Annotated in this window: 20 protein-coding genes; 4 read left to right on the top strand and 16 right to left on the bottom strand. The window is 48.1% G+C overall.

Annotated features, from left to right (window positions below; translation table 11 throughout):
- Positions 1-98: 98 nt before the first annotated feature.
- From AC2CG4_RS12320 to rluD, 3 genes are all read right to left on the bottom strand, one after another.
- On the bottom strand, positions 99-626 hold the full coding sequence (locus AC2CG4_RS12320; RefSeq protein ID WP_484486539.1) for a magnetosome magnetite crystal formation protein family: 528 nt from the start codon (positions 624-626) through the stop codon (positions 99-101).
- Positions 627-712: 86 nt separating this feature from the next.
- Positions 713-1,471: a peptidoglycan editing factor PgeF gene (gene pgeF, locus AC2CG4_RS12325; protein ID WP_484486540.1), complete on the bottom strand. Its 759-nt coding sequence runs from the start codon at positions 1,469-1,471 to the stop codon at positions 713-715.
- Complete coding sequence (gene rluD / locus AC2CG4_RS12330) at positions 1,464-2,429, bottom strand: 23S rRNA pseudouridine(1911/1915/1917) synthase RluD (RefSeq protein WP_062061053.1); 966 nt, start codon at positions 2,427-2,429, stop codon at positions 1,464-1,466. Before rluD ends, pgeF begins: the two co-directional genes overlap by 8 nt.
- Positions 2,430-2,589: 160 nt before the next feature.
- Between rluD and AC2CG4_RS12335 the strand changes: the two genes are divergently transcribed.
- Positions 2,590-3,492, top strand: coding sequence for an outer membrane protein assembly factor BamD (locus AC2CG4_RS12335; protein WP_484486541.1), 903 nt, complete (start codon positions 2,590-2,592; stop codon positions 3,490-3,492).
- 72 nt (positions 3,493-3,564) lie between these two features.
- Here the strand turns inward: AC2CG4_RS12335 and AC2CG4_RS12340 are convergent, their stop codons facing one another.
- On the bottom strand, positions 3,565-5,193 hold the full coding sequence (locus AC2CG4_RS12340) for an NAD+ synthase (protein ID WP_484486542.1): 1,629 nt from the start codon (positions 5,191-5,193) through the stop codon (positions 3,565-3,567).
- Positions 5,194-5,439: 246 nt separating this feature from the next.
- Here AC2CG4_RS12340 and AC2CG4_RS12345 point away from each other — a divergent pair, with 246 nt between their 5' ends.
- Both AC2CG4_RS12345 and AC2CG4_RS12350 read left to right on the top strand, forming a co-directional pair.
- Entirely contained in the window at positions 5,440-7,104 is a 1,665-nt protein-coding gene (locus AC2CG4_RS12345; RefSeq protein ID WP_484486543.1) for a sensor histidine kinase, read from the top strand.
- A gap of 30 nt (positions 7,105-7,134) precedes the next feature.
- On the top strand, positions 7,135-8,541 hold the full coding sequence (locus AC2CG4_RS12350; protein ID WP_484486544.1) for a sigma-54-dependent transcriptional regulator: 1,407 nt from the start codon (positions 7,135-7,137) through the stop codon (positions 8,539-8,541).
- Between the two features lie 65 nt (positions 8,542-8,606).
- Here the strand turns inward: AC2CG4_RS12350 and AC2CG4_RS12355 are convergent, their stop codons facing one another.
- From AC2CG4_RS12355 to AC2CG4_RS12380, 6 genes are read right to left on the bottom strand one after another with little or no spacing between them, the layout of a single operon-like run.
- Positions 8,607-9,023 (bottom strand): type IV pilin protein, encoded by a 417-nt coding sequence (locus AC2CG4_RS12355; RefSeq protein WP_484486545.1) that lies wholly within the window; start codon positions 9,021-9,023, stop codon positions 8,607-8,609.
- Between the two features lie 14 nt (positions 9,024-9,037).
- A complete protein-coding gene (locus AC2CG4_RS12360; protein WP_484486546.1) occupies positions 9,038-13,447 on the bottom strand; it encodes a pilus assembly protein in 4,410 nt (1,469 codons plus the stop codon).
- A 13-nt stretch (positions 13,448-13,460) separates the two neighbouring features.
- Positions 13,461-14,042 carry a pilus assembly PilX family protein gene (locus AC2CG4_RS12365; RefSeq protein WP_484486547.1) on the bottom strand — a complete coding sequence of 194 codons (582 nt, stop codon included), beginning with the start codon at positions 14,040-14,042 and terminating at the stop codon, positions 13,461-13,463.
- Positions 14,043-14,052: 10 nt separating this feature from the next.
- The gene (locus AC2CG4_RS12370) at positions 14,053-15,087 is read right to left on the bottom strand and encodes a PilW family protein (protein ID WP_484486548.1); all 1,035 of its coding nucleotides are present in this window, start codon (positions 15,085-15,087) and stop codon (positions 14,053-14,055) included.
- Between the two features lie 11 nt (positions 15,088-15,098).
- Complete coding sequence (pilV, locus tag AC2CG4_RS12375) at positions 15,099-15,575, bottom strand: type IV pilus modification protein PilV (protein WP_484486549.1); 477 nt, start codon at positions 15,573-15,575, stop codon at positions 15,099-15,101.
- A gap of 13 nt (positions 15,576-15,588) precedes the next feature.
- Positions 15,589-16,119, bottom strand: coding sequence for a GspH/FimT family pseudopilin (locus AC2CG4_RS12380; protein WP_484486550.1), 531 nt, complete (start codon positions 16,117-16,119; stop codon positions 15,589-15,591).
- Between the two features lie 221 nt (positions 16,120-16,340).
- Between AC2CG4_RS12380 and AC2CG4_RS12385 the strand changes: the two genes are divergently transcribed.
- Complete coding sequence (locus AC2CG4_RS12385; RefSeq protein WP_484486551.1) at positions 16,341-16,868, top strand: GspH/FimT family pseudopilin; 528 nt, start codon at positions 16,341-16,343, stop codon at positions 16,866-16,868.
- Between the two features lie 24 nt (positions 16,869-16,892).
- On the opposite strand, the gene ispH is transcribed toward AC2CG4_RS12385, so the two are convergent.
- The 6 genes from ispH to ribF form a co-directional block, all read right to left on the bottom strand.
- Positions 16,893-17,831, bottom strand: coding sequence for a 4-hydroxy-3-methylbut-2-enyl diphosphate reductase (gene ispH / locus AC2CG4_RS12390; protein WP_484486552.1), 939 nt, complete (start codon positions 17,829-17,831; stop codon positions 16,893-16,895).
- A 2-nt stretch (positions 17,832-17,833) separates the two neighbouring features.
- Positions 17,834-18,283, bottom strand: a complete 450-nt coding sequence (locus AC2CG4_RS12395) for an FKBP-type peptidyl-prolyl cis-trans isomerase (RefSeq protein WP_062061012.1) — start codon at positions 18,281-18,283, stop codon at positions 17,834-17,836.
- Positions 18,276-18,785 carry a signal peptidase II gene (gene lspA / locus AC2CG4_RS12400; protein WP_484486553.1) on the bottom strand — a complete coding sequence of 170 codons (510 nt, stop codon included), beginning with the start codon at positions 18,783-18,785 and terminating at the stop codon, positions 18,276-18,278. Before lspA ends, AC2CG4_RS12395 begins: the two co-directional genes overlap by 8 nt.
- A 13-nt stretch (positions 18,786-18,798) precedes the next feature.
- Entirely contained in the window at positions 18,799-21,597 is a 2,799-nt protein-coding gene (ileS, locus tag AC2CG4_RS12405) for an isoleucine--tRNA ligase (RefSeq protein WP_484486554.1), read from the bottom strand.
- Positions 21,598-21,660: 63 nt separating this feature from the next.
- Complete coding sequence (locus AC2CG4_RS12410) at positions 21,661-22,152, bottom strand: MgtC/SapB family protein (protein ID WP_484486555.1); 492 nt, start codon at positions 22,150-22,152, stop codon at positions 21,661-21,663.
- Positions 22,153-22,209: 57 nt separating this feature from the next.
- Positions 22,210-23,166 carry a bifunctional riboflavin kinase/FAD synthetase gene (gene ribF, locus AC2CG4_RS12415; protein WP_484486556.1) on the bottom strand — a complete coding sequence of 319 codons (957 nt, stop codon included), beginning with the start codon at positions 23,164-23,166 and terminating at the stop codon, positions 22,210-22,212.
- Positions 23,167-23,206 lie beyond the last annotated feature (40 nt).

Here is a 23,206-nt window from a genome sequence, read left to right on the forward strand (position 1 = left end):
GGTTGAAGCTGAGGTGGGGCGTGAGGAGGGGGATTTCAAGCAGGCCAACAGCCTGCTTGTCATGTTTGCGGAAAATAAAACGGGTTATTTGCGCCAGATCAATTTTGCGGCTCAACCGGCGTTACCGGCGCGCGTGGAGTTTCTTTGACATCAAAAAATTTAATCGCCATAGGGTAGTTCTTGATGATGCCTTTGTTGGCGTCCATCGCGCCCATAATGGTGAATACTACAGAGCAGATAAATAGCAAAATTAACAGCGGAATACCGATCAGGATAAAACACAGAATAATGCCGACAATGCCATAAATAATCGAGCTACACACCCAATTCATCACCACCTTGCCCTGCTCGTTTACATAGGGGTCTTCTTTTTTAGATTGCCACATAATCAGCGGCACAATTAAGCCCAAAAATGGAAACAACCAGGAACAGAATTGGGTGAGGTGCAACACCATCGCATAATCAAAGTTGTTGGTTTGCATGGTAATGGTATGGGGTTGCGATGTAGATGCGGCCTGTTGCGGCTGGGCACCCAAAATACGCTCCTTGGCTTGTTGATACTCTTCTTCACTGATCAGGCCTTTTTGCTTCAGGTCATTCAGTTTTTCAATTTGATCGAGATCCATAATGATTCCTTGTGGGCGTTGATAAAAGTAAAACTCACCAGATTAGATGCCAATAGTGCCCACTTGGATGCAGTAGGGCAAAAAAATTATTCCAGCCAAATCAAGCTCGCCATGCGGCCGGTGATTTTGTCGCGGCGATAGGAGTAAAACCGTGTGTCATCCTCGTAGGTGCAGTAATCGCCACCATAAACGTATGTCACCCCCAGCGCATTTAACTCGGCACGCGCGAGGGCGTAGATATCGGCATAAAAATGCAGTGGCCGCTGGGCAGATACAAACGCAGTGGCAATCTGCTCCGCATGCTGCGGGTTGCGCGCCGCTTTAAAAAACGCCTCAAGCACATCCACCCCCACTTCAAAGTGCGGCTGGGAAATAGCAGGGCCGAGATAGGCGAGAATATCGCCCGGTGCGCCGCTGAACTTTTGCAGGCCGCGCGCGCAGATACCCTTGGCCAGGCTGCGCCAACCGCAATGCAATGCAGCTACTTGGGTGCCTTGTTTATCGCACAATAAAATCGGCAGGCAATCGGCCGTCATCACCAAACAGGCTTGGCCGGGTTTATCGCTAAAACTGCCATCCGCAGTGCGCACCAAACCATCACTTTTGGCATTGACGACTTTCACTCCGTGGATTTGCTCCAGCCATTGCGGCGTTTTTTGCAGCCCCAATTGCACCGAAAGCTGCGCGCGATTAGCGGCGACATGCTCGGGATCATCGCCCACATGCAGCCCCAAATTGTTGCTGGTGTAGGGCGGCTGGCTTAGGCCGCCCACACGGGTGCTAATGTAACTGCGCACATTCGCGGGGGCAGGCCAGCTGGGAGTAATGCCCGCTAACTTAGTCATCGGCAAGAGTAAAACCGGTGTTGAGTGCATCGAGCAGATTTTTGAAATCCTCTGGCAGGGGCGCCGTCCACTCGGTGTATTCACCGGTGCCGGGATGCTCCAAACCCAACTTAAACGCATGCAGCGCCTGACGCGGGAAACTTTTAAGCGTGTCGATCAAATGCTGATTGGCGCCCTTGGGGATCTTGAAACGGCTGCCGTAAGTTTGATCGCCCACCAGCGGGTGACCAATGTGCGCCATGTGCACGCGGATTTGATGGGTGCGGCCAGTTTCCAGCTTGACGCGAATATGGGTGTGGCTCGGGTAGCGCTTGGCTACGCGGTAATGGGTCACCGCGCGTTTGCCGCCGGCTTTGAGTACCGCCATGAGCTTACGCTGCATAGGGTGGCGCCCCATGGGCGCATCTACGGTACCGCCGCCGGTCATAGTGCCTACCGCTACCGCTTCATATTCGCGGCTTACCGTGCGGTCGGCCAACTGTTCGACGAGATCGGTGTGCGCCTCCAAGGTTTTCGCGATAACCATCAAACCGGTAGTCTCTTTATCGAGGCGATGCACAATACCTGCACGGGGCAAGTTAATCAGTTCGGGGATGTGGTTGAGCAAGGCATTTACCAAGGTGCCGGTGTAATTGCCCGCCGCTGGATGCACCACTAAGCCGGCCTGCTTGTTGATGATGATTAGGTCGTCATCTTCATGGACTATATCCAGCGTGATCTCTTCCGGCTGCCAATCGCCCTGCGCTTCTAACTCGGCCTTAAGCTCCAGCACTTCACCGCCAATGAGCTTATCTTTGGGCTTGGCCGTGCGACCATCCACTTTGAGCTGACCATCTTTAATCCAGCTCGATAGACGCGAGCGGGAAAAGTCAGGGAACAACTCGGAGGCGATCTGGTCGAAGCGCATGCCGCTCATTTGGATGGGCACATGGGCGCTCAGGTCAAAAACATCTTTCATTAAAAAACCTCTAGTGATTGTTTCTGGCTGCAAATGATTCGCCAAAAATCGGAAATTGGGAGCTTTTACTGCTGCCAGATTGGTATCCGCCAAGCTCTGTGTTTAAATACCCTGCCCCGCAAACGGGGTCTATTTTATCGAGATAAGAGTCTATAACCCTATGCGAGTCCTGCCCTGTTTGATGCTTAGCACCCTCGTGCTGCTGACTGCCTGCTCCAGCAAAGAGCCTGAATACACCACCGAAGCGGATTTATACAATGCCGCCGAAGAGCAACTTGAGCGCAGCCAATGGGAATCCGCGATCAAAAATCTCAACTCGCTCGAAGAAAACTTCCCTTTTGGCACCTACGCCGATCAAGCGCAGTTAGAACTTATCTACGCCCATTACCAGTCCGGTGAGGCAGATGCAGCCATTGCCACGGCCAACCGCTTTATCCGCCTGCACCCCCAGCACCGCAATGTAGATTATGCCTACTATATGCTCGGCATGGCCTCTTTCACTAAAGACAAGGGCATGTTTGAGCGCGTAATGCCGGTCGATACCTCCAAACGCGACCCAGGCGCAGCACGTGAATCGCTGGCCAACTTTACCCAGTTGCTCAATCGCTACCCCGACAGCAACTATGCTGCCGATGCCAAAAAGCGCATGTTACATCTGCGCAATCACTTGGCGCGCTACGAAATCCATGTCGCGAACTACTACTTTAAACGCGGCGCTTATGTCGCAGCCGTAGGTCGTGGCCGCTATGTATTAGAGAACTTTCCACAGGCGCCATCCACACCCGATGCGCTGGCCGTTATGGTACAGGGTTATCACCTGTTAAAGATGCCTGAAAAATCCAATGAGATGCTGGAAATTCTTAAACTCAACTATGCCGACTATCCTGCGCTGAACAAAAAAGGCGCGTTTGATTACGAGTATATGTACAACAACGGTAGGTCTCGCTGGTTGGCCTACCTCACCCTCGGCTTGTTCAGTAAAGATGAAATTACCGGTTTTGATACCCGCGAGCTTTACGACCCACAGTACAAGACCACTAGCGATGTAGCACGCGCAGAATAATCGCACCGTTGCACACCAATAAAGGCCGCTTTTGCGGCCTTTATTGTTCTCGGGTATAGGGTTTACGGATAATTAATCCCCCAGCTTCCAGCCTGAGGTAATCGGGTAACGGCGATCGCGACCAAAACCGCGCTGACTGATACGAACGCCGATCGGCGCCTGACGACGTTTGTATTCATTCACATCCACCAAACGTACCACCCGCTCAACCTGCTCGCGATTAAAACCTTCGTTGATAATCGCCTCAGCGCTATAGTCCTGCTCTACATACAATTCAAGAATACGATCAAGGGTATCGTAAGGCGGCAGACTGTCTTCGTCTTTCTGATCCGGCGCCAATTCAGCCGATGGCGGACGGGTGATAACCGACTCGGGAATCACCTCGCCTAATGTATTGCGGTAGCGCGACAGGGCAAACACCAGAGTTTTGGGCACATCTTTAAGCGCATCAAAACCACCAGCCATATCGCCATACAGCGTGGAGTAACCCACCGCCATTTCGCTTTTATTGCCGGTAGTCAGCACCAGATAACCTTTTTTGTTGGAGATCGCCATTAGCAGTACGCCACGGCAGCGGGCCTGCAGGTTTTCCTCGGTAGTATCGCGTTTGGTGCCTGCGAACTCATCGCTGAGCGCAGCCATAAAGGCTTCATACATGGGCTCAATACTAATCGAGCTGTAGCGCACACCGAGGCGCGCAGCTTCATCGGCGGCATCATTTTTACTGAGATCAGAGGTATAGCGAAACGGCATCATCACCGCCTCAACGCGGTCGGCACCTAATGCATCCACTGCAATCGCCAAGGTCAACGCCGAATCTATGCCGCCCGACAAGCCCAGTACCACGCCTTTGAAACGGTTTTTGTTGACGTAATCGCGCATACCAACCACCAGCGCTTGGTACACCGCGGCGGTATTGTCGAGCAGCGCAGCAAGCGGCTGAGATGGAATGCTGACTTGTTGCTGCTCCCACGTCACAACCACGGGAAACTGGCCTTCAGCAAAAGAGGGAGCGCGAAATTGGGTGATGCCCTGGCTATCGATAACTACCGAGCCACCATCAAACACCAGCTCATCCTGACCGCCAACCAGATTGGTATACACCACGGGCATCTGCCCTTCTCGGGCGCGCTGGGCAATTGTTGCCTCACGGGTTTGCTGCTTACCCTGATGGTAAGGGGAGGCATTGAGATTGAGCATCAGCTTAGCGCCAGCAGCGCTGGCCTGCGCCATAGGCTGGGCGAACCAGATATCTTCACAGACACTTAAGGCTGTCGGCACACCTTTAAGATTAAATACACAGGCTTGATCGCCCGCAGCAAAATAGCGCTTTTCATCAAACACCTGATAATTCGGCAAACACTGCTTGGCGTATTCGGCAATTAATTTTCCATCCGCGATAACCCCTGCCATGTTGTACAGCAGCCCGCTTTTTAACCGGGGATAGCCGATCACCAGTGCCACCGGCAGCTTTGCTTCACTCAATTCCTGCAGCGCCCGCTCGATGCGCAGAGTCAAACTTGGGCGCAGCAACAAATCCTCCGGCGGATAGCCAGTTAAGGTCAACTCAGGGAACACAATGGCATCTACAGCGCCATCGGCCAGCGCCTCACGAGCCACACTGAGCACCTTGGCGGTATTGCCGGGAATATCCCCTACAAGGGTATTAATTTGAGCGAGAATAAACTGTAACTGCGACATAGAGCTCATGCGATAGTAAAGTGGGAACAGCATTGCTGAAAATTAAGCTTGGAATCACACGCTGGAAAGCAGCATAAGCACTGGGAAACTGGCAAAATTGCCAACACAATTGACCTATGCAACCAGACACCTAAAAGGATTATAGGCTTCAGGCGACTCAAACACTGGCGCACATTGTCTGCGATCCAGCCTTTTAAAGCCAAGTAGAATTTATCCGCTTATCCGCAAAGGACACAGAACAACACCATGACATCCAATTTGCTGAACCATCAACCCAGCTACAATCCCTACGATTTGCTGCGTATCTACACCTACTACCGCACACTGCTCGGTAGCGTATTGTTGCTAATGTTCCAAATAGAGTTTGCCCCCAAAGTATTGGGCAACGACAACCCCGATCTCTTTTTTTACACCTCAGCTGCTTATACCGCCATCAACTTTGTAACCCTGGCGGTGATGTGGCGATTAAAATACTCGCCCTCCCAGCGCAAACTATTTAGCTCGCTTCTAATTGATGTGATTGCAATAAGTCTCTTAATGCATGCGAGTGGCGGCGCACTCAGTGGCTTGGGTTATTTATTACTCGTGGCCATTGCCGCTGGCGGCATTATGCTGCGCGAGCGAATTTCATTTTTTCTTGCTGCTATCACCACCATTGTAGTGATCGGCGAGGGAGCCTTTCGCTTTTTGATTCTAGTGCAAGACAACAAATCTCTATTCGCTTCTGGAACACTCAGCGCTCTCGCCTTTCTAACGGCGATACTTTTTCAATATCTCACCAAAAAAATTCGCCTCTCGTACGCAGAGGCCGAAACACAAGCAGCACAAGCAGCACATTTGCAAAAATTAGCACAAATTATTGTAGAAAGAATGCGCACCGGGATTTTAGTATTAAACGAAAATCTTGAAATAGAATTATGCAACCAAGCTGCCTTAAAGTTACTCGGCTCAACACAGGACACCACGGCAAACTTACGTTTGGATAATTTTCCTGAGCTATATAAAAAACATCAATCCTGGCAGCGCAATGCCAACGACCACTCGCCCTATTTAAAAATTGACGGCGACACTATTACCGAAGCCAAAGCCAATTTCGCTTACCTGGAACCAGGCACCTCTGCAGACGTATTGATATTTCTTGAAGATGTGCGCTCACTCAATCAACAAGCACAACAATTGAAACTCGCATCACTAGGGCGACTAACCGCCAGTATTGCCCATGAAATACGCAATCCGCTCGGCGCCATCAGCCATGCAAGCCAACTGCTGGGTGAATCTGATACCTTATCCGCAAGCGAACAGCGCCTGCTGGATATCATCAACAATCACAGTAAACGCGTTAATCAGATTATCGAAAATATTTTACAGCTATCGCGCCGACGCGGGGCCAAGCCAACCCAGATTAACTTGCAGCAATGGGTTCATACATTTGTCGCTGACTACAAATCCAGCAAAAGTAATGGCTCGCAATTCAATATTCTTATAAAAGAAAAAAACATCGGCGATTCACACAGCGACTTTGACTACGACGACACGAGCATGATCACCAGCCTGTGCGCCAAATTTGACACCAGCCAACTACAGCAAGTGCTAACCAATCTTTTTGATAATGGTATCCGCTATGGCATAGCACAAACAGGCCGCGCTGATTTACGCATAGAAATCGGCCTGGACATCAACCAACAACAACCCTATATTCGGGTGATAGACTTTGGCGCAGGCATCAGCGAAGAAAACCGCAAACATTTATTTGAACCTTTTTTTACCACGGAAAATACCGGTTCGGGATTGGGTCTGTACATCTGCAAAGAATTGTGCGAAGCCAATCAGGCAATTATTTCCTACAAACGCACAGAACAAGGCGAAAGCTGCTTTCATTTACAGTTGGCGCATCCGGATAAAAATTCCTAATAAAAAAGCTCATGGGATTCAAAAACAGTTATGACTCAAAAACGTGCATTAATCATCGACGATGAACCAGATATCCGTGAACTTCTGGAAATCACCCTAGGGCGGATGCAAATTCACACTGACAGCGCCGACTCTGTTGCCAGCGCAAAACAATTGCTACTACAGAACCACTATGATCTGTGTTTGACCGACATGCGTTTACCCGATGGCAAAGGATTGGAATTGGTGGAATTAATTCAACAGCAGTATCCTCATCTTCCGGTAGCGGTTATTACCGCCCATGGCAGCATCGATACCGCAATTGAATCCATGAAAGCCGGAGCATTTGATTTCATCTCCAAACCCGTAGATTTAACCACGTTACGCAAACTGGTCAGCACCGCAATTGAATCCAGTGAACTCAAACCAAAACCAATCAATAGCGTAACGCCTATCATCGGCGAATCAAAAGCCATTCAAGATTTAATTCGCCGCATTGAAAAACTCGCACGCTCCCAAGCCCCCGTCTACATCAGTGGCGAATCAGGTTCGGGAAAAGAATTAGTTGCTCACTCAATTCACGATTTAGGGCCGCGGGCAAGCAAACCCTTTGTCGCCGTCAACTGTGGTGCAATTCCACGCGAACTCATGGAAAGCGAATTTTTTGGCCACAAAAAAGGCAGCTTTACCGGAGCTCATCAAGACAAAATTGGCTTATTTCAAGCAGCGGAAGGTGGCACCTTATTTTTTGACGAGGTTGCCGATTTACCGTTGGATATGCAGGTGAAATTGCTGCGTGCGATTCAGGAAAAACAGGTTCGCCCGGTCGGAGCAGCCGACGAAATTGCCACCGACGTACGTATTCTCTGTGCAACACATAAAAATTTAGAGTTGGAAGTTAGCGAAGGAAGATTCCGACAGGATTTATTTTATCGCCTGAATGTTATTCAGCTTTCAGTCGCCCCCTTACGTGAAAGGCGCGAAGATATTGCGCAACTAACCCAACACTTACTGCATAAACTCGCAACCGATATTGGACTTACTGCCCCCACGCTGTCAGCAAATGCATTGCGCATATTGGAAAATTATCACTTCCCCGGCAATGTGCGAGAACTGGAAAATATTCTGGAGCGTGCGTTCACGCTCTGCGATAGCAATATCATCGACACTCAGGATCTACAATTGCGAGGGCATGATCACCCATTCGATAACGGCTCTGAAAAAACCTATGCAACAAACAAATCATCGGCACGCAGCAATAACGTACAACTAGACTACCCCGCACGCTGCGCAGAATATTCCTCGCTGGACGAATATTTACAAGACGTTGAAAAAGAAATCCTCTGTCACGCACTGGAGCAAGCCAAGTGGAACAAAACACTGGCTGCAAAACAGCTGGGGATTAGTTTTAGATCGCTACGGTATAGACTGCAGAAGTTGGGGCTGGATGATGAATAGTGGGTTAAACCATTGAATAAATAAAAAAGCGGCAGGTAAATGCCGCTTTTTTATTTATTGCTGGCTTACCAACACACTTCCGGTTTTTGCACCCCGGTATGATCCAGTGTTAATTTATTACAACCATTTGCGGTATCTTTTGTTTGAGGCAGTTTAATCGCCTCTGCGGTTAACTCGTAGGTTGTCGTTCCTGCTCCCGGGTGGGCGACCGTTATTTTATAAAAACTAGAACCACGCGTTACATAAGTACCAGCTTCAAGCGTCTTGTATGCGGGGCAATTGTCTTTGTCATTGAACCGAGCAAACGAGGTGTAGCACCGCTGCAATCTCTGCGCAAAATCAAACAACTCTGTCTTGGCTTCTGCTCGATTACTTTTACGCACAGACTCTATATAAGAGGGATATGCTATTGCCGTAATAAGGCCAACAATGGCAACAGTTATTAACACCTCTATCAAAGTAAAGCCTTTTATTACTTTCATTTCATAACCCTATGCTATTGCAACTGGCGCCAAGACTGACGACCTTCGGCTGCGGCGTCGTACTCAGCTTTGATATTAAGTAAAGTTGCGTCGGTACCACTACCAACAATCGCCCCTTTACCGACCTCGCCTAATTGCCCAAAACCCAAGTCCCCCAACACTAAAAACCCGTTGTATGCATTGACTATAGGTGGTGTTTTGCCCGATTTATCTCCCACAGCCCTGACCGCCATTAACCAGCTGCCGCCACCATATTGACAAGCTATGCCAGACGGAATCAAGGTTGGGAATATCAAATAGTCCTGCAACAATATAGCTTTAGTGGTAACACGTTCACCAGCCGTATCATTGAAATCGAGATACCAGCCATTCTGATTCTCCCAATCCGGTGATTTCACTGGGTCTGCCACATCCTGTTTCACTTTGCGCGAATCGGTACCGCTACCATCAACGGGACTCTTGTAAGTGGTCTCTAATTCTTTTTTAAACATGTCTTTTCTTATTACTTCTTTCCCTATATCTGCAACGGCGTAATAACTGTGCCGGGGCGTGGTCGAACTGGAGTTATCACCTACATCAAAATATTTACCTGTGCCAAAGTAGACCATAATTTTATTTGCTTTAACTGCATTTAACCCCAGAGTGGGTGCAGCGGTAATGGGCTGAGCGTTGTTACTGGCATCTTTTGCAGCAAACAGTAAGTACTTCACTTTCCAATCGCTTGCCGAATCACTCGATAAGTCAAATCGCCAAAGATTGCCGTTTAAGTCACCTGCATAGGCAGCTTCAACCTGGCCAATCACATTAGGTAAAAGCGCCGGGGCAGACAGCCCTGTACCAGCGCCTGTATCCAATACTTTCGTTTTGCTCTTATCTTCTATATCTACAACAAATAGTCTAGAGGTGCTGCCACTCCCGCTGCCGTTGCCGAAAATGGCTGCCCAGCGGCCATTTTTCATTGGAACAATTAGCGGTTTACCCATTACATAACCCATTTGGGGGTAATCTTTTTCACTTAACTCCCAAAGTACTTTAGGTGTGTCATCAGTTACGTCCAATGCGTAAACGCCTCGCGCACCTGCCCCCATAGTGCCGACGATAATTGTGCGCCACGCACCACCAATATAAACATCGCCTACTGTAATTGGTCCATCCACTATAAACCGATGAGGATTCTCTTTAGTGCCATAATTTGCTTCTGTAATGGCAGCTAACCTTGGAATAGCCAACCCAGGCACATAGGCGAACAACTCCTTGAACTCTTTTTTTCCTTCCGTAGGTGCCTGAAATGCATGCACTGCACCATCATTTGAACCAACAAATACACGCGGTGTTTTTCCTTTTTTCAGTGCAACGTAATCGCGATAGGTGCTACCGCCATCAGGCAAACGGTTATAACGGAAATCCCACGCGCCTACATAAGCAGGACTTGAATTAACAATATCGCCTAAGATAACTCTTTCAGTTCCGGTGCCACGCTTACGCAAACCGTCAGTTTCAGTTTCATAGGTAGCATTCCCCAGTAACCAATCAATACGTTTTTCAGCTTTGGCATCAGTATCTCCCGTTAGCTTAAATGCAGTCTGCTGACCAAGCGGTCCAGTTGTTAAATTGCCCCACGCAAATTTCACCAGACTAGTACCATTAAACGTATATACGTCTCTTCCTGCACCAGTTGTAGGCATGCCCTTGCCTTCACTCGTGGTGAAAGCTGCCTTACTAGGAATACGGCCATCCTTATCAAATTCAAATACATTTAGCTCACCGGTCCAGTTTTCACTGTTGAACTTTGCCTGATACACATAGGCGCCTTCGGACAAACGTGTTGAGTTAGTCGCGACTGCAGATGCAGAACCAATGCCTTTAGCAACATCCCTAAACGCCCCACGCAAAGAAGCCTCTAATTCACGGGGGTTAGTTGCAAAATAATAGGAACCAAGCTCAGCTGCTGTTTTGCCTTTAATTGCATCTATTACCGTAGCATCTTTGTAATGATCCAAACGCTTTTCGGGATCATAGGCCGCTTTGCCCAAGGTGGATTCAACCAAGGCATCACTAAAACCACCCCATTTGGCGGCGTAGTACAAAGGAGTTTGTAGAAACTTAGCAGACGAATCGCCCAGTGCGTACTCTACACTCGGAGCTTCTGCATCTGCGGTATTACAGGCCTTGGTTTTACACTCGAACTCGTTAAAGCCATTGATCCCGCTCTGAAAGTGGGGGCCATCATGTGATTCGGTTCCCCCAATCACATAACCAAAGCCCATTTTATTAGGGGTTGATTGCGCCACAACGTCTGTAGTTATTTTGACAGTGTCCTTTGTGATCTCGTATTTTATTAAACCCCACATATCCTGGTCATAGTCGCCGCCCTGTTCACTGTCTTCCCAGTTGACATAGAGCGATCCACTCTTAGAAACTCCTGGGACTTCGGACTGCTCCAAAATTTTAAAATCAACAATTGCACAATTGCCCCCTACTGTCAGGTTTTTACAGGCGGGCAGAATGCTGACCTTTTTTGTTCCGCGAGGTGCTATTACCTCTAATTTTGGTAAGGCTGGTGCAAGTGCTACACCGAAAGTACGAACAGTCTGAGCCTTGGTAACATCAGACAATAGATCATTAGTGCGCGCATAGTAAGCCAAACCTGCAATACTGTAGCTTCCCTCCAATCTCGGTGCATCAGGGCATGTTCCGAGCACTGCAGATAGATCACCTAAGGTTTTACCCGTACACAACCCCCCATTTGTTTCAGCCACAGCACTGGTACGACCAACAAAGTACTCCCCTGTTAAATTTTCGTGCGCAGTATTGGCAATCTTATTCGTCCAGACATTCAACTCTGCTACACCCGTCCCTCCGGTAATATCAGCAGCAGTTTCGAGGCTATTACCATCGTAAGAGGTTGTAGACGCATTGAATTGCAGCACATTGAGTGGTGCACAATAATTGCTTTCAGTTACTGGCTTATTCCATACGGCACTGACCAAGCCGGTGATTTTATCGTTACCGGAAACATTGAAAGCACCGTTAGCTGACTTTCCTGCCAAATAGCGCAATGATTCCAAATAAATTTCTGCCTGCGGATTGCCCCAGTTGGTGCAGGTGTCATCTGAAAATGAACTCTTACCCCATGAACAGCTATCGCCAGTGTTATAACTACCATCTTCACCATTACCGCTATAAGAGTAACCATAGGGTCGAAGTAGGTTTAGGGTTTTAACAATCCCATCCACTGGAACACCGCTACCGTCTTTTTTAAATGTGCCGTCAGTGGTCGCATTAACTTCCGACATCATGTTTCCGACCGCCTTGCGCAATACACCACCAGATTTATTTTTTTTGTACGATCCAGTCAACAGTCCGAAATTAATTTTTGAACTGCTCGCGTCATTGCGAATTTCACCAAATTCTTGCAACAAGCCCTGGGGCTTTTTGTGCGTGCTAGTAGGGTACTTATAACAGTTGGGTTCCTCCAAGCCTGCCACACACACCTTAACTCTCACATTAAGCTCGCTGCCAATGCCAGTCTTTGTAAGCTTATTGGCATCTAATGGGCTATCGCGATATGCTTCTTTATTGGTAATTGCAGGGTCATTACCGTTCAATCCTCTATCGGCTTGGGAAATATCTGAACGCCACCGACACTGCCAGCGCTCATTACTAGCCCAAAACATATGATTCCCTTTGGCCAATCTCATTAACGGAGGATTAGTCACATTTTGTGACAGTCCAGTACCTGCTGTAGTGTTGCAAATTGTAAAACCTGGGCTTGTTATGGTTGTATCAACCGCACCTATTTTTCTTGTCCAAGTACCTGCTACGTCAGCAGCAGTGTATGGTGTAACACCTGCCATTTCAGTAGCTGTTCCGTTGTAATATTTTGCAAACGAGTGTGCATCGTGTGGCAAAAATGCACGCTCCAACACAGTCTCGGAATCTGTATCCGTTGAGCGAAAACCACCGTATAAAATTTTTCTAATAGTGTCTATGCGAGTCATTGTGGCCCAGTTGAGAAAATTACCACTCCACTCACCACTACAATATTTAGATGCAGAATTCACCGCACCAGTAGGTTCAAACCTATTATTTTTATATTGGTAACATTTACCACTATCGAAATAGCCATAATAATCATAAGTATGTTTATAGGTTGTTTCGACACCATCGCTTTCCTCAGGATCAAGATCAGAATAATCATCATAAACTTTGTAATGGAGCTGATGGTCTTTCGACATATTGAGCATCATGATGGGCACAACAGGATTCGAAAGAAACAATGGATCCTGTGAAGGCGCAGCAGCAACCGCAGCATGACTAATTGCAACACTTAAACATGCGGAGATCGCACCAATATTTATTTGACACAACGGGAGACGCCCAGCGATGGCAAAAACCTTGGCAAAACACTGTTGAATGAACATAGTTAAATCTCCACTACTTAAAACGACGTTTATAGGCTGATTGCACTATGGCTTCTGCATCGGGGCTTAAACCAAAACCTCGGGCAGTCGCACGATATGGAGTCGCATCACCGGTAGTCATCATGCCACCGACATCAATCGCACTGCCTTCAGCAGCGGCACTAGCCCCCATATCTACTTCTAACTCTTCTAATAAAAAACTGGGCTTATCGGCCACATCTTTAATTTCCAGGCCACTTTGTTTAGCAATTTTTTTCCATTTTTCCTTGGTTAGATAAGTCACAGAATCCTTGGGTATAGCACTCAAATCAAGGCAGGCTCCTTCACCGTCCAAACAACTAAAAGAAGGCAGCGCATCCTTGTTACTTGGTGATAAGATCCACTCACCTTCACGCAATGCAGACTCCGCAGCCTGAAAAGCAATATTACGATCGCGCATATTACCCGCCATATTTTCCTGTAACCCCGTACCGCGAATTGCCGAAAGACTGACAATGGTAATTAACAGCACCATGACCAAACCAACAATCAATACCGCCCCTCTCTGGGAGGATGGCAGGAATATTTGAGCCCGACGAATGTGCTTAATGTTCATTCTTATCAACCTATTGAATATTAGTAGCGCGACTGCGAATACCGACAGTAGAGCTGAATACTTGACGTAAATATCGATCATCCTTATCTGGCGTTATAGTAGCGCCCGCAAATTTATAGGGTTGAGGCGCCTCCACTACATTGTTATCTGGACTTCTTACTACAAGCTCAATACGAACCGATTGGACACTAGGCCAATCCGCCACAACTAAATCTTCAGCCTTACGATAATTACTATTATCTGCAGTGGAATAAGTCACGCTCATGTGCTCAACCCCTTCCAACAATTCCTGCGCGATTTCATTATTCGTTTTTTGCCATAAGCTAGGCGAGCCTGTAGGTCCTTCTGCCAAAAAATACACCACGGTATTCATCGCCAAGACTTCACCAGCAGTAAAGTTTTCTGTTGGTATAATGCCGCCACCCCAAGCACCGTTATGCTTGAGGTATATATCGGCACCCACTACGGCTGGAGCTTCAGCAACTTTGAATATCCGCGCCTTGAAGCAATCACTCACAACAGCAGCTGAATCCTTACATATTCCTGCCACGCAACCTTTCGCATTTATAGCCTCTGGGCTGTAAGCATAAATACCGTTTGCATCATTAGCCTGAGATAATGGCAACCCGCTTCCATTGGCAGTATGTAGTACCAACACATTGGCAGTTTTGTCTTTTAGCGGAGTAATTGATGCACCAACGTCATTAACCTTGCCTGGCAAGCCGTCAATGCTTTCATAACCACGCACCCCCTCGGCAAAATTTCCATGTAAGTCTTTAATCACTAAATTGCCGTCCTGAAGCTCAGCGCCTGCCACACCAAATTTGGGACGATAACAACCATAGTAAGCGGCCATACGGATGTCGCGCGCCATAAAATCAATCGCCAAACGCCCAGTTTCCTGAATACGGGACATAGCCTGCTGAGTACTAAATACCGTTTTGCTGGATAAGAAAACTTGCACTACTCCCGCCATCAATATCAATCCAAGAGTAATCGCAATCATCAATTCAATCAGCGACAAACCCGCTTGACGCATATGCATAACAGTAATCCTCACAGCCTGGCGCTATAGGTAAAAACAGTTTTATTCTCTGCGTCATCGCCAGAGCTATTCACTTCATCCCATTCAATTGTCAATGTGCAAATATCAGTTGCATCATCGCAATCAACACCGCCCTTTCCATTGGGCAATTCAGCAGAGATGTTGCGCCGCCATGCATGCAAATCTGCCGCAGCCAGTGGGGTTAATACCGGCGCTTCAGTCTCCTTCACATGAGCAAGCTCCGATTCGTAACTCTCGATATTTTTTAAATTGATACGCATACGATCCAAAAGGTCGTATGCAAATATATTGGCCTGAGAACGAAAGTAAGCCCCCTGATTGAACTGAAGCGAACGTGTCTGCATAGCACCTAAAGCCAGCAGTGATGTAGATAAAATTAACAAGGTTACTAGCACCTCAATTAAACCTACGCCTCGCTGATTCATTAATTGCCCGCGCTGACCATTATGAGAAAATAACCGATTCATACCCCCCCCATTCCTAATAAGCACTGCAAGCAACACTGCTTACAGATACCAAGCCAGATAAACCAATATTGATCTCTCTGGCTGCAGAACCAGTACACTTTTTAAATTGAGCTGAAATAAGATATGGCTTTTCTGTAACACGCGCTAAGGTACCCAAACCGGTATAGCGAATAAAAGTCTGATCTGTACCATCACTTTTTACACTAATCAGGGCACGGCTATCCTGCTTTTTCCATACCCGCAGCACAGTATCAACATCGGGTGGCACAGCCGTATCCACTACAACATCATCTACAAACGCCATAAACCCTTCATTCCAGCTACCGCTGCAAGTTACGCCATCTTTACTGGCACACAAGGTGACTCGCCCAGCTCGCTTAACCGCCTCCGCGCGAGTAAAGTTAATTGCGGAGGCAAAATCCTCGCCGAGCGTGATTGAGCGATGGTTTAAAATTTGCGACTGGAAACTGGGCACAGCAATTGATAGCACAATGGCAGCCACAGACAGGGTCACCATAAGCTCAATCAGAGTAAAACCGTTCATGGGATATCGCATGTAATCTCTCTCAATTTACTGAGCCAAAGCCCTAAGAACTTTCAATAGACAACCAAAATAGGGTTGATTATATTACTGCAGCCTAACACGGGCGCCACACCAAGATACTGATAGCACGACATATGGCATACCCAGCCGAATGAACGGCTATGCATGGCACACAAAGCTACATCAAAAATGGATTTACGCTAATTTCAAAGGAATATGTTATGAAATCACAAGGATTGACCCTTCTAGAGCTGCTCGTCAGCATCACCATTCTCTGTATTATCCTCACCGTCGGCATACCGAGCTTCAATAAACAAATCAGCGAAACGCGCACCAAAACCGCCACACTCGCGCTGCTGGATGCGATAGAAACCACACGCGCCACTGCAGTTTTCCGCAATCAACAAGTAATTCTTAAAGCCACCAACAAAAAATGGCATGAGGGATGGACATTGTTTATCGATAAGAACAGCAACGACCTTCTCGATAGTAATGATGAAACGCTGCAGGTTCATTCAGGATTGGACGCAGTACTTACTCAGGCCAGAGCCCCAATGAATAGCTATGTCGCATTTATTGGTACTGGCGAAGGACGGCAAATAGGATCAAAGGGAAAAGGGGGATTTCTCGCGGGAACCATCAAGATCTGCCCTGTCGCCAAAGGCGAAGGCTACAGCTTGATACTATCCAAAGGAGGTAGGACGAGAGTAGCAAAGCTTAGTCTTGCCGAATGTGATGCAATACGATGATCACAGAATAGCACTGGGGATCATTTAGATCCTCAGTGCTTTGGGAAGAGAAAAACTGATATTTTCCGGCGTGCCGTCCATTTCAATTGGAGCTTCGGCGCCACAGGCCTTTAACTTATCGATCACCTGCCTCACCAGCACTTCAGGTGCGGAAGCGCCTGCGGTGATCCCAATACTGGTGCGATTTTGTATCCACAGCGGGTTGATATCATCCGGCCCATCAATTAAATAGGCTTCCGTACCGCAACGTTCTGCCAATTCACGCAAGCGATTTGAGTTGGATGAGTTAGGTGAACCAACTACCAATACCAAATCACACTCCAGCGCGAGCTGACGCACGGCATCCTGGCGATTGGTTGTTGCGTAGCAAATATCATCGCGGCGCGGGCCTTGAATTTTCGGGAACTTATTGCGTAACGCTTCGATAACTTTAGCCGTGTCATCCATTGATAAGGTGGTCTGGGTTACATAAGCCAAATTCTCTGGATCATGCACCACTAACGCATCCACATCAGCTTCATCTTCCACCAAATAAATTGCACCACCGTTGCTGGCATTGTACTGCCCCATAGTGCCTTCTACTTCTGGGTGGCCTTGGTGGCCAATCAAAATACACTCGCGCGCTTCGCGACTGTAGCGTGTCACTTCGATGTGCACTTTGGTTACCAACGGACAAGTTGCATCAAAAATTTGCAGGCCGCGTGCTTCAGCTTCCTGGCGTACCGCTTGCGACACACCGTGGGCACTGAAAATCAGAATCACATCGTCGGGAACTTGTTCAACTTCATCGACAAAAATCGCACCCCGCTCGCGCAGCGAATCCACCACAAATTTGTTGTGCACGACTTCATGGCGCACATAAATTGGCGCACCAAAAACATCGAGCGCGCGATTGACTATATCGATCGCGCGATCGACACCGGCACAAAAACCGCGGGGATTAGCGAGCTTGATTTGCGTCATAATCAGTGCACCTGAACCGGTTCGATTTTAATAATAGCGACTTCAAATAAAATATCGCGGCCAGCGAGTGGATGATTAAAATCTACCACCACCACTTCATCGTCATAACGCTGTACTACACCTGGCAATTCGGTTTTTTGTGCATCGGCAAATGACAGCATCAAACCTTCACTCAATTCGAGGTCAGGGCTAAATTGGCTGCGTGCAATTTCCTGAATATTATTTGGATTACGCTGTCCAAAACCGTCTTCCGGTTTAATCACCAGGGTTTTGTGCTCGCCTTCCAACATGCCAAACAGCGCTTTTTCAAAGCCGGGCAGTAAGTTGCCATCGCCCACGGTAAAAGTTGCGGGGGCACGCTCAAAATTGGAATCCACCATATCGCCATTATCCAACTGCAAGGCAAAGTGCAGGGTAATTTTAGTGCCGGGACCAATTGCTAATTCACGCATTTGTTTTTTTCTCTTTGCTATTTTCTTTACTAAACAACATATCAATGATTAATACGGCGGCACCGAGTGAAATAGCCGAGTCCGCAAGGTTAAATGCCGGAAAATAATTGGCTTGGTAGTGCACCACAATAAAATCCACCACATGCCCGAGCACAATACGGTCATACAAATTACCCAGCGCGCCACCTAGAATAAAGGCCAGCGCAAAGGCCTCACGTGGTTTTTGCTGTGCGGTGCGCGCAATCCACACACTTAACAACACACTGGCAGCAAGCGCAATAACGGCAAAAAACCAGCGCTGCCAACCACCGGCGTCAGCCAGAAAACTAAATGCCGCGCCGGTGTTATAAGCCAAGGTGAAATTAAAAAATGAGGTAAACACCAAAGTTTCACCGTATTCAAATGCGGCTTCGATAGCGTGTTTACTGGCTTGGTCCAAAGCGACAATAATCGACGCAGTCAGATACCAAAACCAAGGTTTTTGATAAATTTTTAGTGGCATATTTAATTCACAATTAGGCAAATTGACGGGTTTCGCCCGCACCATCTACGTTGTCAACACAACGCAAACAAATGGTTGGATGAGTTGCATTTGCGCCCACATCTGCACGGTGATGCCAGCAGCGTTCGCATTTTGCGTGTTCAGATTTTTTCACTGCCACTTGCAAACCAGTAACATCCGTCGCCTCGGCACTTTGTGCTTCAGTGAGCGGACGAATCTCCGCGGTCGAGGTAATCAACACAAAGCGCAGTTCATTGGCGAGCTTATGCAATTCGGTTTGCAATTTTTCATCGCAATACAGGATCACTTCTGCACCCAATGAGCCTCCCACTTCTCCCGCAGCGCGCTTGGCTTCAAGCACTTTGTTTACGGCATCCTTAACTTCGGCGATCAATTCCCAATAGCTATCGGCGAAAGAGTCCGCTGGCATACTAGGCAATTTATACCACTCGGCGATAAATACAGTCGCTTCACGCTCGCCAGCAATTTCTTTCCAGATTTCATCGGCAGTAAAACTTAAAATCGGTGCAATCCACCGCACCATCGCTTCGATCACATACTGCAGTGCAGTCTGCGCCGAGCGGCGTGCGAGCGCATCGCCTTTTACCGTGTACTGGCGATCTTTAATAATATCGAGATAAAAACCACCCAACTCCACCACGCAAAAGTTGTGCAGTTTTTGATAGATTAAATGCAGTTGATAGCTGTCATAGGCGGCAATAATTTCTTTTTGCAGCTGCGCGGTGCGCGCCACAATCCAGCGATCCAACTGCAGCATATCTTGCGGCGCAACCGCATCGGTCGCCGGATTAAAGCCGGTCAGGTTGGACAAAATAAAACGCGCGGTATTGCGAATACGGCGATAGGAATCGGCAGTGCGTTTTAAGATTTCATCGGACACACTCATCTCGGTGCTGAAATCAGTCGCGGCAACCCACAAACGCAATACATCCGCACCCAAATCGTTCATCACTTTTTGCGGCGGGATTACATTGCCAATCGACTTGGACATTTTACGCCCCTGCGCATCCACCACAAAGCCGTGCGTTAATACGGTTTTGTAGGGCGGCTTGGCATTCATTGCCATAGAGGTTTTAAGCGATGACTGGAACCAGCCGCGATGTTGGTCGGAACCTTCCAAATACAAATCCGCAGGGAAACGCAAACCGGCGCGCTGCTCTAATACCGCATAGTGAGTCACGCCTGAATCAAACCAGACGTCCAGCGTATCTGTCACTTTTTGGTATTTCTCGGCATCGGCGCCAAGCAATTCGGCGGCATCCAATTCAAACCAGGCATCCATTCCGCTCTGTTCCACTTTTTGCGCAACCGCTTCAATTAAACGCGGCGTTTCTGGGTGCAATTCTTGGGTTTCTTTATTCACAAACAACGCGATAGGAACACCCCAGGTGCGCTGACGCGAGATACACCAGTCCGGTGAAGTCGCGAGCATGGCATCGATACGCGCCTTGCCCCAATCCGGCACCCACTCAACACCTTCAACCGCTTGCGCAACCTGATCGCGCAAATTGTTTTTGCTCATGCTCACAAACCATTGCGGTGTAGCACGGAAAATTAGCGGGGTTTTAGTGCGCCAGCAGTGCGGGAAGCTGTGGGTGATTTTGCCTTGCGCGAGCAGGGCATTTTTTTCAATTAAGAGTGCTACAACTTTTTCATCCACTTTGTAAACGTGATCGCCAGCGAAAATTTCTACGTTGGGGCGATAGGTGCCGTGGTCGTCGATGTAGTTGAGTGTACCGATTCCGTATTTCACCCCGACATTAAAGTCGTCTGCACCGTGGTCTGGTGCTGTATGAACAAAGCCGGTACCTGCATCGGTAGTCACGTGATCGCCGAGAATCACCGGAACCTGACGCGTATAGAAAGGATGCTGCAACAGCATTTTTTCCAATGCTGCGCCTTTTAAGCGGCCGACAATTTCATGCTCTTCTACTTTTGCACGCGCGAGCACGCTGCTAATCAACGTCTCTGCAACTAGCAAACGCTCATCGCCCACTTGCACCAAGGCGTAATCTACTTCAGCGTTGGCAGATACCGCTTGGTTCGCAGGCAAAGTCCAGGGTGTGGTTGTCCAGATCACCAAAGAAATTGTTCCGCTGCCGCTTAATTCGTTGATAGCTTTTTCAATTGCGGTTTGATCGATAAACGCAAATTTCACATCGATGGAGAATGAAGTTTTATCCTGATATTCCACTTCCGCTTCAGCGAGTGCAGAACCGCCCACCACGCTCCAGTACACAGGTTTAAAACCTTTATGCAGATGACCGTTATCGGCGATTTTTCCGAGCGCGCGAATGATGTCCGCTTCGAATTTGTAATCCATGGTGAGATAGGGTTTATCCCAATCACCCTGCACGCCCAAACGGATAAAGTCAGCCTTTTGACCTTCAACTTGTTTGGCGGCGTATTCGCGGCATTTGTTGCGGAAGGTTTTCACATCCACTTTATCGCCCGCTTTGCCGACTTTTTTCTCGACATTGTGTTCGATGGGCAGACCGTGACAGTCCCAACCCGGCACATAGGGCGCATCAAAACCGCTCAGAGTTTTACTCTTGACGATAATATCTTTAAGAATTTTATTAACCGCGTGACCGATATGAATATCGCCATTCGCATAGGGTGGGCCGTCGTGCAAAATAAATTGCTCGCGACCAGCGCGTGCGCTGCGAATTTGTTGATAGAGATTATTGGCTTGCCATTGTTTCAACATGTCCGGCTCGCGCTGGGCAAGGTTTGCCTTCATGGCAAAACCGGTGTTAGGCAGGTTCAGTGTTGCTTTATAATCGGTCATGATTCAAGGTCAACTTGTTAACAAAAAATGGTAAGAGAAATAGCGAAAATCGCTAGAGAGTTTTTACTTTTCGCTCACTTCGAGCTGGTCAACAATCTTTGGCATCGCGAGTAAAATCAACAATGCAATAACAGTACATAAAATAGCGGAAGATTCACGCCCTAAACCGGCAGCCACACCAATGGCTGCAGTGAGCCAAATACCAGCTGCCGTTGTTAATCCCTTAAGATCTTTTTCATTGTGCCCTTTTAAAATTGCACCCGCGCCCAAGAAACCGATACCCGCAATGACGCCTTGCACCACCCGGCTTAATTCAGATTCAGACAGCCCAGCCTGCTGCGGAATTAACACAAATAATGCTGAGCCAATCGCAACTAACATATGGGTTTTCACACCGGCGGCCTTACCGCGATGCTCACGTTCAAAACCTAAAACGCCACCTAACAACGCTGCCATTAATAAGCGAATAACCAAGGTGGTGATCTCGCTAACGTCTTTTAAATCTGAAAACTCTGCTACAAAGGTGTTCGATATTTGTTGCCAAACAGTGCCCATAACCACAACTCCTTTTAAACCACCAAAATATTGATAAAAATTTAGGGGTAATGCAGCTTAATTGACACTCTGCCGACTAAAAAAGTCCCGCCCTTGTGCGATATCTAGCTGCAGCTGTGTTTGCAGCTCATCCAGCGAGTTGAATTTTTTTTCATCGCGCAATTTGCTGTGGAAAACCACATCGATCAAGGCACCGTACACTTTGCGCGAAAAATCAAACAGGTGAACTTCCAGCAGTGGCTTTTTGTCGCCACTCACCGTGGGGCGCACTCCAACATTGGCGACACCTTGATGCACAGTGCCATCCAGAAATTTTACCGTCACAGTAAACACACCGCGCAAGGGTGAGCGGTAGCGACGCAAATGGACATTGGCCGTCGGCACACCCAATTTACGCCCAAGCTGTTGGCCGTAAGCGATGCGCCCGCTGATGCTATAGGGCTTTCCTAGCAGGATCTCTGCCTGCGCAAAATCTCCCAATTCCAGCAGCTGGCGGATGCGTGTACTACTAACCCGCTCGCCGTCAATTTCCAGCGTACAAGTATCGGTCACTGCAAAACCGCGCTCGGCGCCCACTTGTTGCAGCAGGGCAAAATCGCCACGGCGATCACAGCCAAACCGGAAATCATCGCCAACCACTAAATGTTTGATCGCCAAACCATCGAGCAGCACTTTGTCGATAAACGCTTCCGCCGACAAGCTGCGCAGGGTTTCGTTGAACTGCACACAGAGCACTCGTGCAACGCCGGCAGCCAGCAATGCCTGCACTTTTTCACGCAGGCGCATCAGGCGTGCGGGGGCTTTATCGCCGGAAAAAAATTCGTGTGGCTGAGGTTCAAATACAATCACCACAGCCGGTAATTGATGCTGTTTGGCGACCGCAATCAACTGGCGCAAAATGGCCTGATGACCAAGATGAACGCCGTCAAAGGAGCCGATAGTTGCTACACAGCCGCGATGCCAGGGGCGCAGGTTGTGCAACCCACGAATAAAACTATGTGCCGCTGGATTCACGCTGTGTAGTACCCTCAACCCAATTGTCTGTAAATGAGTG

This window comes from Cellvibrio sp. ATLC23, assembly GCF_057196725.1.